13 protein-coding genes and 1 tRNA gene are annotated in these 12,940 nt (G+C 69.2%); 3 read left to right on the plus strand and 11 right to left on the minus strand.

Annotation, left to right across the window (positions count from 1 at the left end):
- Position 1: 1 nt before the first annotated feature.
- The 4 genes from D620_RS0104515 to D620_RS0104530 all read right to left on the minus strand — a co-directional run bounded on the left by D620_RS0104515 (position 2) and on the right by D620_RS0104530 (position 4,050).
- The gene (locus D620_RS0104515; RefSeq protein WP_017664602.1) at positions 2-964 is read right to left on the minus strand and encodes an AAA family ATPase; all 963 of its coding nucleotides are present in this window, start codon (positions 962-964) and stop codon (positions 2-4) included.
- On the minus strand, positions 961-2,364 hold the full coding sequence (locus D620_RS0104520) for a DUF4350 domain-containing protein (RefSeq protein WP_017664603.1): 1,404 nt from the start codon (positions 2,362-2,364) through the stop codon (positions 961-963). The genes D620_RS0104515 and D620_RS0104520 overlap by 4 nt, the downstream gene beginning before the upstream one ends.
- A complete protein-coding gene (locus D620_RS0104525; RefSeq protein ID WP_017664604.1) occupies positions 2,361-3,071 on the minus strand; it encodes a hypothetical protein in 711 nt (236 codons plus the stop codon). Before D620_RS0104525 ends, D620_RS0104520 begins: the two co-directional genes overlap by 4 nt.
- Before the next feature lie 73 nt (positions 3,072-3,144).
- Entirely contained in the window at positions 3,145-4,050 is a 906-nt protein-coding gene (locus D620_RS0104530; RefSeq protein WP_017664605.1) for a prephenate dehydratase, read from the minus strand.
- Positions 4,051-4,180: 130 nt separating this feature from the next.
- Between D620_RS0104530 and D620_RS0104535 the strand changes: the two genes are divergently transcribed.
- Entirely contained in the window at positions 4,181-4,846 is a 666-nt protein-coding gene (locus tag D620_RS0104535) for a c-type cytochrome (RefSeq protein WP_017664606.1), read from the plus strand.
- Between the two features lie 65 nt (positions 4,847-4,911).
- Here the strand turns inward: D620_RS0104535 and D620_RS0104540 are convergent, their stop codons facing one another.
- Positions 4,912-5,571, minus strand: a complete 660-nt coding sequence (locus D620_RS0104540) for an RlmE family RNA methyltransferase (protein ID WP_017664607.1) — start codon at positions 5,569-5,571, stop codon at positions 4,912-4,914.
- The gene (locus D620_RS0104545) at positions 5,568-6,854 is read right to left on the minus strand and encodes a Ppx/GppA phosphatase family protein (protein WP_017664608.1); all 1,287 of its coding nucleotides are present in this window, start codon (positions 6,852-6,854) and stop codon (positions 5,568-5,570) included. Before D620_RS0104545 ends, D620_RS0104540 begins: the two co-directional genes overlap by 4 nt.
- A 184-nt stretch (positions 6,855-7,038) precedes the next feature.
- Here D620_RS0104545 and D620_RS0104550 point away from each other — a divergent pair.
- A tRNA-Gln gene (locus D620_RS0104550) sits at positions 7,039-7,112 on the plus strand.
- A 69-nt stretch (positions 7,113-7,181) separates the two neighbouring features.
- Positions 7,182-8,069 (plus strand): LOG family protein, encoded by an 888-nt coding sequence (locus D620_RS0104555; RefSeq protein WP_017664609.1) that lies wholly within the window; start codon positions 7,182-7,184, stop codon positions 8,067-8,069.
- Here D620_RS0104555 and D620_RS0104560 read toward each other — a convergent pair.
- The 5 genes from D620_RS0104560 to glmM are packed head-to-tail and all read right to left on the minus strand — an operon-like array spanning position 8,036 to position 12,897.
- Positions 8,036-8,968, minus strand: coding sequence for an acyl-CoA desaturase (locus D620_RS0104560; protein ID WP_051020536.1), 933 nt, complete (start codon positions 8,966-8,968; stop codon positions 8,036-8,038). The two genes, D620_RS0104555 and D620_RS0104560, sit on opposite strands and share 34 nt — an antisense overlap.
- Positions 8,965-9,771, minus strand: a complete 807-nt coding sequence (thiD, locus tag D620_RS0104565; RefSeq protein ID WP_017664611.1) for a bifunctional hydroxymethylpyrimidine kinase/phosphomethylpyrimidine kinase — start codon at positions 9,769-9,771, stop codon at positions 8,965-8,967. The genes D620_RS0104560 and thiD overlap by 4 nt, the downstream gene beginning before the upstream one ends.
- A 55-nt stretch (positions 9,772-9,826) precedes the next feature.
- Positions 9,827-11,260, minus strand: a complete 1,434-nt coding sequence (locus tag D620_RS0104570; protein ID WP_017664612.1) for a M20/M25/M40 family metallo-hydrolase — start codon at positions 11,258-11,260, stop codon at positions 9,827-9,829.
- A 59-nt stretch (positions 11,261-11,319) separates the two neighbouring features.
- A complete protein-coding gene (locus D620_RS0104575; protein WP_017664613.1) occupies positions 11,320-11,544 on the minus strand; it encodes a DUF1272 domain-containing protein in 225 nt (74 codons plus the stop codon).
- 12 nt (positions 11,545-11,556) lie between these two features.
- Positions 11,557-12,897 carry a phosphoglucosamine mutase gene (gene glmM / locus D620_RS0104580; RefSeq protein ID WP_017664614.1) on the minus strand — a complete coding sequence of 447 codons (1,341 nt, stop codon included), beginning with the start codon at positions 12,895-12,897 and terminating at the stop codon, positions 11,557-11,559.
- Positions 12,898-12,940 lie beyond the last annotated feature (43 nt).

Here is a 12,940-nt window from a genome sequence, read left to right on the forward strand (position 1 = left end):
GTCAGCGCGGCGCCTCCGTGGCCTCGACCAGTTCGGCGACCAGCGCCTCGATGTCGCGGCCTTCGATCTCGGCCGCGGGCGAGAGCGTCAGGCGGTGGCGCAGCACGGGGACGGCAAGCGCCTTGACGTCATCGGGGATCACATAGGCGCGCCCCTCCAGCGCGGCGCGGGCGCGGGCGGCGCCGGCCAGCAGCACCGCGGCGCGCGGGGACGCGCCGACGGTGAGTTCGGCATGCTCGCGGGTCGCGCGGATCAGGCGCACGACATAGCGGGTGATGTCCTCGGCGACGGTCACTTCGCCGACCGCGGCGGTGGCGGCGGCAAGCCCTGCGGCGTTGGTGACCGCGGTGACGCCAAGATCGGCCGGGCGCTGGGGCCCCGAACGCTTGCCATAGGTGGCCACGATCCGCGCTTCCTCCTCCTCGGCCGGATAGGGCACCAGCAGCTTGAACAGGAAGCGGTCGAGCTGCGCTTCGGGGAGCGGATAGACGCCCTGGTTCTCGATCGGGTTTTGCGTTGCGACCACCATGAAGCGGTCGGGCAGGCGGTGGGTCTCGCCGTCCAGGGTCACGCGCCGCTCCTGCATCGCTTCGAGGAGCGCGGCCTGCGTCTTGGGCGGGGTGCGGTTGATCTCGTCCGCCAGCAGCAGGTCGCAGAAGATCGGGCCTCTTGTGAGGGTGAACTGGCTGGTCTGGAAATTGAACAGGTTGGAGCCGAGGATGTCGCCCGGCAGCAGGTCGGGCGTGAACTGGATGCGCCCGAAATCGAGGCCCAGCGTGGTGACAAAGCTCTGCGCGAGGAAGGTCTTGGCGGTCCCCGGCGGGCCTTCGAGCAGCACGTGGCCTTCGCTCAGCAGCGCCACCAGCAGCATGTCGACCATCGCCTCCTGCCCGACGATCGCCTTGGCGATCTCGCTGCGGATGGCGCCGGTGAGGTTCCGGACGTCGTCTAGGGTCATGGTCATTTCGGGGTCGGTCCCTGTTGCAGTTTGGTGGCGAGATCATCGAGGCCTTGCGCGGCAGCGAGGATATCGGCCGGCTTCATCGCCGCCTCCATGCGCGCCGCGCGGCGGGTGAAGGGCTCTTCTTCCGGCAGGCGGCGGGCAAGCGCGGCGTCGATCGCCTCGGGATCGGGACGCGCAAGGCCCAGCCGCTCCGCCAGGCGCCGCGCGGCGAGCGCTGCATAGGGCGCGCCGAGCAGCCCGAAGCGCCGCGCGCGCAGGATCAGCCCGGCACCGTTCATGATCAGCTGGCGCTTGCCGAAGGCGATATCGGGGCCGCCATCCGCCGCCGCCGGGCCGAAGCGCCGGAACGCGCGCCAGCCGATGATGACGAGCGCGACGAGCAGGCTCAGCGTCGCGGCCAGGAAGGGCGGGCGGAAGGCCAGCGTGAGCAGGTTCTCGCTCGCGCCGAAGCCGTTCAGGGTCATGTCGAAGACGACATGGCCGATATCCTCCGGGTCGGCCAGCCGGTTCACCAGCGCAATCGCGGCCGCCGCGCGGGTGCCATCGGCAAGGCCGTAGTTGTTGGCAAGATCGGGGTCGGCGAGAAGGATCACCGGATAGGCCCGCCCGGTGTAGATATCGGCCTCTTCCTCTTCGGGCGTCTCGGGCTCGCCGCGCGCGTCGAGGTCGATGCCGAAGGCCAGCACGCGGCCGGCCGGGTCGATCACCAGCGCCTTCTGCCCGTCGCCGATGCCGGCGTGGAGCAACGCCTCGCGCGGGAACGTGCCCGCCAGCCCCAGCCCCGCCCAGCGCGCCGGAGGGCCCGGCTTGCGGGGCTTGTCGGCCTTGGGCGCGGCGCTCGGTGCGGTCTCGGGCATGATCGCGATTGCCATCGGCGAGGAGGCCTCGGGGTAGGCCTTGTGCACGAAGCGATAGGGCTGGGGCAGTTCGGCAGGCCACTCGCTCGGGCTCGCGCCGTTGAGCGCCACCCACCCGCGCCTGAACCTGGCGAGCACCTCGGGCGGCGCGTTGGGGCCGGGCTCGTTCGCCCACCACTTGGCCATGATCACCAGCGTCGGCCCGAGGAACCGGCGCGCCTCGAGGATTTTCCCGATTTCCTCGGCGTCGGCGAACATGCCGGGGGTCAGCACCAGCAGATCGCGGGTTCTCAGGTCCTCGGTGCTGCGCGAGCGTTCGACGCTGTAGCCCTGCGCTTCGACCAGCCGGACGAGCCCGGCATAGCCGTTGAGGCCGTTGCTGGCCGCATGCGCCTGACCGCGTCCCCGCTCGCCGCCGAAATCCGCACCCGCGCCGATCAGCCACAGCATCGCGAGGAACAGCGCAAAGCCGCCCGCAACCAGCGCGAAGGCGCCGGTGCGGGAAAAGGCGGCAGGCGCGCGGGCGGCGGCGGCGGCGCTCATGTGGCCAGCGCCTTGCGATCGAACTTCGCGAGCGCGAACTGTGCATAGGCGGCGCGCGCGGCTTCCCAGTCGGCCGCGTCAAGGCGGCGCAGCGCGAACAGCGAGGCTTCCACCCGCGCCGCGATCACCCCGAAGGCCGCGCGCGCCGGGGCGGGGAGCGCGGGCAATGCGGCAAGCTCGCGCGCGGTGCTCGATGGCTCCACCCAGTCGGGCCGCGCGGCGCTGATCTGGGCGACGCTGCGCTGGAGCAGCAGGTGGGTCGCCTCGTCGAAGCGGCCCTCCCCGGCCAGCCGGTCGGCATCCTCGAGCAGCGCGAGGCTGGTGGCGGTATCGGGGCGCCAGGGTTCTTCCTGCGAAGGGCCGGAAGCGGGCTTGCCCTTGCGCCCGAAGCGCAGCAGCGAGGGATCGATCAGCCGGATCGCCAGCACCAGCGCGAACAGCCCGACCAGCGCGGGCAGCAGATATTGCAGCCACCACCACGATGCCGCCAGCGCCTGACCCAGCGGGGCGAGCACCTCGGCGAGCCATTCGAAGAAGGCGTCGAGCTGTTCGGACAGCCAGCCCGGTTCGGGCGGGGGCGCCTCGGGGACGGTGACGGGGGCGAACTGGATATCGCCATCGGCGCGCAGCTCGGCCCACCCGGCGGGAGGCGATCCGCCCGCATTGGCTGGCGATTCGGTAAGGCTTTGTGCGGCCGCTGCGGTCATCCCGGGCGCTGTGGTGGCACGGGTGCGGGGCCTGCGCAACGGGAAACCGCCGGGCCCGTGCCGGGGCCGCCCGTCAGCCCCTCGCGCGGCCCTGTTCGTAGCTGCCGAGGATCCGCAATTCCTTGGAATGAAACGCGCATTCCTCCAGCGCGCGGTCCACCGCCGGATCGCCCGGGGCACCGATGATGTCGGCATAGAAGGTCGTCGCGGCAAAGCTCGTGCCCTGCTGGTAGCTTTCGAGCTTGGTCATGTTGACGCCGTTGGTCGCAAACCCCCCCAGCGCCTTGTAGAGCGCGGCCGGAATGTTCTTCACCTCGAAGATGAAGGTCGTCATCAGCTGGCGCCCCGCAAGTGCCGCCGGCGCGAGCGCTTGCCCGGCGAGGATCACGAAGCGCGTCATGTTGTCGGCGCTGTCCTCGACATTGTGCTCGATGATGGTGAGCCCGTAGAGCTCGGCGGCAAGCGCCGGAGCGATGGCGGCGACGGTGGGATCACCGCGCTCGGCCACATAGGCGGCCGCGCCCGCGGTATCGGCGTGGCTCAAGGGCACGATGCCGCGCGCGCGCAGGTAACGGCGCGACTGGCCCAAGGCCTGCGGGTGCGAATAGGCCGCCTCGAAGGTGCGCCCCGGCGTCGCCTCGCCCAGCGCCATCAGCGCATGGTGGATCGCCATGAAATATTCGCCGACGATGTGGAGCCCGCTTTCGGGCAGTAGGAAGTGGATATCGGCGACCCGGCCATGCTGCGAATTCTCGATCGGGATGATCGCCTGTGCGGCGCGTCCGTCCTTCACCGCCTCCAGCGCGTCCTCGAAGCTGAAGCACGGAAGCGGGGCAAGCTCGGGCCGCGCCAGGCAAGCCGCGCGGTGCGAATTGGCCCCCGGCGAGCCCTGGAAGGCAATCGCGCGCGCCGGATCGGCGGCGGCAGCAGCGCGCATCCGGTCGACGATGTCAAGGGCGGGGCCGGGGAAGGATCGCATGGTGGGCACGCGCCTAGATGCCTCGGGCCGCGCGCACAAGCCCTGCGCGGGCCGACTTGCAAAAGGTGCAAGAATATGTGCCACGATCGGTCTTGCGCGCGGGCGAGGGCGACACTATGGAGCGCGCGGGATGACACAGGACAACTCTTCGCAGGATAAAGCCGCAGGCCAGAACGGTGGCGGCGATCTGTTCAACACTGCTGCCGGCTGGGTGCTGTTTGCAGCGGGCCTCTGGCTGGGTCTGTCGATCCTGTCGGGCAAGTATTTCCACGGCGACAAGCCCGAACGGCCCGAAAAGCTCGGCTACGTGATCGAGGGCGTGGTCGAGGAAGGCGGCGGGGCTGCTGCCGAAATGTCGATGGCCGAAGCGCTCAGCATGAAGCCGGCCGCCGAACTGGTCGCAGCCGGAGAAAAGGCTTTCGCCAAGTGCCAGAGCTGCCACACGGTCAACGCCGGCGGTGCCAACGGGATCGGCCCCAACCTCCACGGCGTGATGGGCAAGCCGCTCGGCGCTCATGCCGGGTTCGCCTATAGTGCCGAACTCAAGGCCAAGGGCGGCAACTGGGATTGGGACTCGATGAACGAGTGGCTCAAGAACCCCAAGGCCTATGTCGCGGGCACCAAGATGAGCTTTGCGGGCCTGCCCAAGATCGAGGACCGCGCCGCGATCGCGATGTATCTCAACGCGCAAGGCTCGAACCTGCCCGTGCCGACCTTCGTCGCCGATGCGGCGGCAGGTGCCGAAGAACCGGCGGCGGGCGAAACCCCGGCTCCGGCGGAAACCCCGGCCGAGTAATCCGCCTCCCGGAAACGGACAGCAAAAGGGCGGCCCCGCGGCCCCGCGGGCCGCCCTTTTTGTTTCTAGCCCTTGAAGCCTTGGGCGATCACATACCATTCCGACGAGCCCTTGCGGCTGGCCGGGGGCTTGGCGTGCTTGACGGTCAAAAAATGCTTCTTGAGCAGGGCGAGCAGATCGGTGTCGGTTCCGCCCGCCAGCACCTTGGCGACAAAGCCGCCGCCCGGCGCGAGGTTCTCGACCGCAAACCACGCCGCCGCCTCGACAAGGCCCATGGTGCGCAGGTGATCGGTCTGCTTGTGGCCGACGGTATTGGCGGCCATGTCGGAGATGACCAGATCGGGCGGGCCTCCCAGGGCCTCGGCGAGCAGCGCGGGGGCGTGATCGTCCATGAAATCCATCTGGAAGATGGTGACGCCCTCCAGCGGTTCGACCGGCAACAGGTCGATCCCCACCACCTCCGCCCTGGGCCGCTTCTGGCGCACCACCTGCGCCCAGCCGCCCGGCGCGATGCCGAGATCGACCACGCGGGTGGCGCCCTTCAACAGGCCGAACTTCTCGTCCAGTTCGATCAGCTTGTAGGCCGCGCGGCTGCGGTAACCGTCGGCCTTGGCCTGGCGGACGTAGGGATCGTTGAGCTGGCGTTCGAGCCAGCGCACCTGGCTTGCGGTCCGGCCCTTGGCGGTCTTGACGCGCTTGCCGGTGTCCTTGGCACCGCGGGTCATCGGGCTGGACGCCCGGTGCCGCGCTGCTTGTTGAGCGCCTTCAGCGAGCGTTCCGAGTGGCGCTCGGCGGCCATGATGCTCCTCAGGATCCCTTCGCGGATGCCGCGGTCGGCCACCCCCAGCCGGCGCGCGGGCCACAGGTCGAGGATCGCCTCGAGAATCGCGCAGCCCGCCACCACCAGATCCGCCCGGTCCTGCCCGATACACGGCAGGCTCGCGCGCTCGTAGGGCGTCATCACCGCCAGCCTTGCGCTGATCCCGCGCATTTCCTGGGCCGGGACGATCAGGCCGTCCACCGCCTTGCGATCATAGCTGGGCAGTTCGAGGTAGAGGCTGGCGAGCGTCGTCACCGTGCCGCTGGTGCCGAGCAGGCGGATGTCGGGATGGCGCGCGGCCTCGGCCACCCGCGCGGCGAAGGGCGTGAAGCTGTCCGAGACCATCGCGCGCATCCGCTCGAACCGCGCAAGGCGCGCGGTCTCGCTGTCCTCGCTGCGGCCGACCGTGTCGGTGAGGCTGACCACGCCCCACGGCACGCTCTGCCAGTCGAGGATGCGCGGCACGCGGGTCGCGGCGTCGGCTTCGACCAGCACCAACTCGGTCGATCCGCCGCCGATGTCGAAGATCACCGCCGGTCCCTCGCCCGCCTCGAGCAGGATGTGGCAGCCCAGCACCGCGAGCCGCGCCTCTTCCTCGGCGCTGATGATGTCCAATGCGATGCCGGTCTCGCGGCGCACGCGCTCGATGAATTCCGGGCCGTTCGACGCGCGGCGGCACGCCTCGGTCGCGACCGATCGGGCAAGGCGCACGTTGCGGCGCTGGAGCTTGTCGGCGCAGATCGTCAGCGCCGCGAGGGTGCGTTCCATCGCGGCATCCGACAGGCGTCCGCAGGTCGCGAGCCCCTCGCCCAGCTTCACCACGCGGCTGAAGGCGTCGATGACGGTGAAATCCCGGCCCGACGGGCGGGCGATCAGCAGGCGGCAGTTGTTCGTGCCAAGGTCGAGCGCGGCATAGGCCTCGCCATTGGCAGGCCCCTTGAAGGCGCCGATGTCGGCAAGGTCGGGCCGCACGCGGGCAGCCATGGCGGCCCCGTTCTTGGCAAGCGGGCGCACCGGGCGGCGCGCTTCGCCGTTCGCGGCCTTGGCGCGGGGCTCACGGCCGCCGCCCTGACTGCGAGAATCGGGCTGGGGGGGGCGCTTGTAGCGGAAATCGGCTACCTTGCCGGACTTGCCGCCCCGGTTCTTCCCAGCACTTCTATTCCTGTCCGGCGGGAGTGTTTCCGCCATTTTCGCAACGCTTTCATCTCACCGCGCGCAAACCCTCCTCGCGCACGGCACTTGGTGTGCAAGTTATCGCAAGCCCGCCCGCAGAGCAAGCAGCCAGACCAAGTGGGTGCTTGACCTTGGCCCCTCGCGAAACTAGGGAGCGCGCTCGCCGGGGCCGCCACAGGCCCCCGCGGCGCATGGCCGATGCCCCGTCCTCTAATGGTAAGAGAGCGGACTCTGACTCCGTCAATCAAGGTTCGAATCCTTGCGGGGCATCCAGCCAGCCGGCGTTTCGCGCCCCGCCCTCGGCTATTGCGGGGGCAATCACCCCTCACTAGGGGTCTCAGCATGACCGATCATGACCTGACCAACCGCAAGTTCTACCGCGCCGGCGAGGAAACGCGCTTTGCCGAAGCCGGTCCGGAGCGCACCCCGCAGACCGCGCATCCGGCCTACAAGCTCGCCTTCCGCGACACCGATTTCCTGCTGCGCGACGAGCTTCGCCCCGTGCGGTTCCAGCTCGAGCTCTTGAAGCCCGAGATGTTGCTTGATGAAGCGCGGGTGGGCTCGACGCTGGTGATGTACGGCTCGGCGCGGATCCCCTCGCCCGCCCAGGCCGAAGCGCGGCTCGAGGCGGCGAAGAACGCCAGCGAGTATGACCGCAAGGTCGCCCAGCGCCTTGCCGAAAAGGCGAAGTATTACGACGAGGCCTATGCCCTTGCCCGGCTGGTCAGCGAGAAGGGGATCATCGAGAACGGCCTCAGGCAGTTCGTCGTCACCACCGGCGGGGGGCCCTCGATCATGGAGGCGGGCAACCGCGGGGCGAGCGATGCGGGGAGCGAATCGATCGGCCTCAACATCGTGCTGCCCCACGAACAGGCGCCCAACCCCTATGTGACGCCTTACCTCTCGTTCCAGTTCCACTATTTCGCGCTCAGGAAGATGCATTTCCTGCTGCGCGCGCGGGCGGTGGCGGTGTTCCCGGGCGGCTTCGGGACCTTCGACGAATTCTTCGAGCTCGTCACGCTGATCCAGACCGGCAAGATGAAGCCGATGCCGATCATCCTGTTCGGCAAGGACTTCTGGACCCGCGTCGTCGATTTCGAGGCGCTGGCCGAAGAGGGCGTGATCTCGAAGAGCGACCTTGACCTGTTCACCTGGGTCGAAACGGCGCAGGAGGCCTGGGCCTGCATCGCCGATTTCTACGACATCAAGGACCCGATGGCGGAGGATTGAGCGCCACCGCGCTCGGCCAGATCATCGCGCGCGGATTGGGGGCGGGGCGCGCCCACGGCATGGACCCAGCCCAGCCGCTCGAGCCCGCGGATCACCCACCAGCCCGGATCGGTCTGGCCGGGTTCGAGCCCGATGCGTGCGCTTTCGGGGAAGGCGTGGTGGTTGTTGTGCCAGCACTCGCCATAGGTGAGGAGGCCGAGGCCGGGGGCGGTGAGGTTGGCGGCCTGGAGGCCTGCGCCCTTGACGATCCACCTGCCCGGGCCGGGGTTGTGGCAGAAATAGGTGACGCTCCAGTGCCCCGCAGTGCTTGCGAACACCCGCGCGCAGATGCCCCACAGCACAAACGCCCAGCCGCCCAGCGCGTATAGCAGCAGCCCGAGCGGGACCTGCTGCCAGCGCCATGTCGCATCGAGCAGCCGGTAGAACGGATCGGCGGCGATGGCGGGCTCGATGGTGATGCGCGGAGGGCGGTCAAGGTCGAAGCGGCAGAACAGGTTCCACGCGAGGTCCAGCCAGAAGCCGGCACGGTGGGCGAAGAAATCGTGGCAGAGCGGCTCGCGCTGCGCCCAGTCGCGGGCATCGTGGATGCAGATGATGCCCGAGGGGCCGGAAACGCCGACCAGCGTGCCGATATAGATGAGCGTACGCGCAAGCCACGGCTGTGCCTTGAACGTACGGTGGATCATCATCCGGTGCATGCCCACCGAATGACCGACAAGCAGCGTCGCATAGGTAAGCCCGAGGAACAGCGCGAAGGCCTGCCATGTCGCCAAGGCCAGCGCGGCCAGCGTGCCGGCGATCATCGCCGCGTTCCACAGCGCCTTGGGCCAATCGATCCGCACGCGCCCGGCGCAGGGGTCTGCCCCGGTGCCATCGACGCGGATCACCGGCTCCATCATGCGGGGCGCACCGCCTGATGCCCGAGCGGGCCGTGGCCTTGCCCATAGCCGGGGGCTGCTTCGATGGCCCGGAACACGAAGCCGCGCGCCTGCTCGACCGCATCGGCGAGGCTCTCCCCCCGGCCAAGCAGGGTCGCGATCGCGGAGGATAGCGTGCAGCCGGTGCCGTGGGTGTGGCGGGTGACGACGCGGGCGTGATCGAAGGCGCGCGGCGCCTCGCCCGGCACGATCAGCACGTCGGTGATGCGCTCGCTGTCCGCGTGTCCGCCCTTGGCCAGCACCGCCGCGCCGGTCGCTGCGGCGAGCTGCTGTGCGGCTTCGACCATCGCTGCGTGGGTCGGCAGCGCACGGCCCGCGAGGTGTTCGAGTTCGGGCAGGTTGGGGGTTATCACGGTGGCGAGCGGGAACAGCCGCGCGCGCAGCGTCGCGACCGCCTCCGGCCCCACCAGCACCGCGCCGCTCGTGGCAATCATCACGGGATCGAGCACCAGCGGTCGCCGCAGCAGCACCATCGCGGCCGCGACGTGACGGATCACGTCTTCGTCGGCGAGCATCCCGATCTTGACCGCATCGACCCCGATATCCTCGGCGCAGGAGGCAATCTGGGCGAGCACCATGTCTGCCGAGATCGCCTCGACCCCCTGCACGCCGGCGGTGTTCTGCGCGGTGATCGCGGTGATCGCGGTCATGGCATAGCCGCCGAGCATGGTGATCGTCTTGATATCGGCCTGAATGCCTGCGCCGCCCGAGCTGTCGGAACCGGCGATGGCAAGGATGCGGGGGGGCTTGGCGGCAAGGCTCATGCCGCGTGCCTTTAGCAAACAATTGCGCGCCGCGTCAGTGCCTTCGCGGCGGCTCCTATCCGGCGTAGGCCTTGATCAGATCGAACAGGAAATCGCGCCCGACATAGACCGATTCCACCGAGAGCCTCTCATCGAGCCCGTGCGCGCCGTTGCCGTCGGGATCGCCCCACAGGCCCGGCACGCCGTAGGTCGGGATGCCCACGGCGGTGAGGAAGGTCGCATCGGTGTAGCCATTGGCCATCACCGGAACGAGCGGCACGCCCGGGAAATATCTTGCCACCAGCTTGGCCGCAGGGCCCATCACCTCCGGCGCCAGCGGCGGCGGGGGCGGGGCGGGGCGCAGCGGGGGCAGGGTGGTGACGCTGACGCCCGGATCGCCGATCACCCGGGCCAGCTCGGCGCGGATTTCCTCCACCGGATGGCCGGGAAAGATGCGGCAGTTGACGAAGGCCCCCGCGCGCTGCGCCAGCGCATTGCGCGCGTGCCCGCCGTCGAGCATCGTTGCCACGCAGGTCGTGCGCAGGTTCGAATGGAGGAAGGGATCGCGGTTGGCGATCGCCTCTGCGGCGGTGTCCGCCGGGTTCGCCGCGAGCGCGACCATCGCCGCGCCCACCTCGTCCTTGCGGCCCTTGCCGGCCTCGTTGAAATAGGTGCGGGTGGTCTCGGTCATCTCGAGCGGGAACTCGTAAGCCCCGATCTTCGTCAGCGCGTGGGCGAGCTGGTAGATCGCATTGTCCGGCCGCGGCACCGAGCTGTGCCCGCCGGGGTTGCGGGTTTCGAGGCGGAAGGTGGCGAAGGTCTTCTCGCCGACCTGCATGGTCTGTTCGACCACCTTGTCCCGGCCGCCGCCACTGCCATCGGTGGTGCCCCCGCCGCCTTCGTTGAGGGCGAAGGCCGCGTCGATCAGCTCGCGGCGGTTGGCGGCGAGCCACTCCACGCCGTTGAAGGCGCCGTTGGTCTCCTCGCCGCAGGTGAGCGCGATCTTGACGGTGCGCTTGGGCTTGTAGCCGCTTTTGTGGAAGCGGATCAGCGTATCGACATAGGTCGCCGCGAGCGCCTTGGTATCCGCCACGCCGCGGGCATAGAAATAGCCGTTCTCCTCCACGAGAGTGAAGGGATCGCGCGCCCAATCCTCGCGCCGGGCTTCGACGACGTCGATATGGGCGATGCCGAGGATCGGCTTCAGCGTCGTGGATGTGCCGGGATAGACCGCAACCAGCCCGCCTTCGCGGGGGTGGGCGGGATCGGCGAAGAGGTGGATCCGGCTTTCGGGCAATCCCGCCTCGCGCAGCCGCGCGGCCATGCGCTCGGCGGCGCGTGTGCAGCTGCCGCTGGACAGGGTGGTGTCGGTTTCGACCAGTTCCTCGAACAATGCGCGGTAGGCGATCTGGTCGGGCCGAAGCGGCGCATCGGCAGCGCGCGCGGTGCCGCCATGCGCCGCCATGGCGCCCAGCCCTGCCCAGGCGATGGTCTTGAAGATTGTCCGCATCCGGTCCCTCCTGTCGGCCCGGTGATGCGCCCGATGGCGCGCGGGCGCAAGAGTGCCGCTCAGCCCTTGAATTTGCGCTCCGTGCTCGGCGGGAACTTCGCGTGGAGCGCTTTCGCGCGCGTCGGCCGGTCCATCAGCTCGCCGCCGCAATTGGGGCAGCGGTCGTCCAAGTCCTCGGCGCATTCGGCGCAGAAGGTGCATTCGAACGAACAGATGAAGGCGCCGGGCGCATCGGCCGCAAGCAGCACGCCGCAGGTTTCGCAATCGGGACGCATTTCGAGCATCGTGGTCTTCTCCTATCCTGCCGCCACCCGCACCGCTTCGCAGATCGCGTCGACCACTTCTTCGACCTGGCGCTGGTCGTCGCCTTCGGCCATCACGCGGATCACCGGTTCGGTGCCCGAGGGGCGGATCACGAGGCGACCCTTGCCGGCAAGGCTGGCCTCGGCCTCGGCGATCACCGCCTTGACCGCATCATTCTCGAGCGGCTTGCCGCCCTCGTAGCGCACGTTCTTGAGCAGCTGCGGCACGGGATCGAAGACATGGAGCAGCTCGCTCGCCGGCTTGCCGCTGCGCACGAGGCTCGCCAGCACCCGCAGCGCCGCGACCGTCCCGTCGCCGGTGGTCGCATAATCGAGCAGGATCATGTGCCCCGATTGCTCGCCGCCGACATTGTAGCCGCCCGCCTTCATCGCCTCGAGCACATAGCGGTCGCCCACCTTGGCGCGCACCAGCTCGAGCCCGCGCGCACCCAGATAGCGTTCGAGGCCGAGGTTGCTCATCACCGTCGCCACGATCCCGCCGCCCTTCAGACTTCCGCGATCCTGCATGCGGCCCGCGATCAGCGCCATGATCTGGTCGCCATCGACCGCGCGGCCCTTTTCGTCGACCACGATCAGCCGGTCGGCATCGCCATCCAATGCAATGCCGATATCGGCCTGCTCCTCGACCACCTTGGCCTGCAATGCGGCGATGGCGGTGGAGCCGACGCCGTCGTTGATGTTGGTGCCATTGGGGGTGACGCCGAGCGCGACCACATCCGCGCCCAGTTCCCAGATTGCGGACGGGGCGACCTGATAGGCCGCGCCGTTCGCGCAATCGACCACGACCTTCAATCCATCGAAGCGGATCTCGGCGGCCACCGACCGCTTGACCGCGTGGATATAGCGCCCGCGCGCATCCTCGATCCGGCGCGCGCGGCCGATCCTTTCGGCCGGGGCAAGGGGGATGTCGGTCTCCATCAGCCGCTCGATCTCGGCCTCGGCCTCGTCGGAAAGCTTGAAGCCGTCGGGGCCGAACAGCTTGATGCCGTTATCGGCAAAGGGATTGTGGCTGGCCGAGATCATCACGCCAAGATCGGCGCGCATCTCGCGCGTCAGCAGCGCGATCGCCGGGGTCGGCAGCGGCCCGGTCATGATCACGTCGATCCCGACGCTGGTGAAGCCCGCCACCAGCGCGCTTTCCATCATGTAGCCCGACAGTCGCGTGTCCTTGCCGATCACCACCCGGTGCCGGTGCCCACCGCGCACGAAATGGCGTCCCGCCGCCTGCCCGACCTTCATCGCCATCGCGGCGGTCATCACGCCGGCATTGGTGCGGCCCCTGATCCCGTCGGTTCCGAACAGCTTGCGTCCCATCAATTCCCCTGCCCTTGCCGCCTTGCCGATGTTGTCTCGCGCT

Origin of the sequence: Porphyrobacter sp. AAP82 (assembly GCF_000331285.1) — a bacterium.
Taxonomy (GTDB): Bacteria; Pseudomonadota; Alphaproteobacteria; order Sphingomonadales; family Sphingomonadaceae; genus Erythrobacter.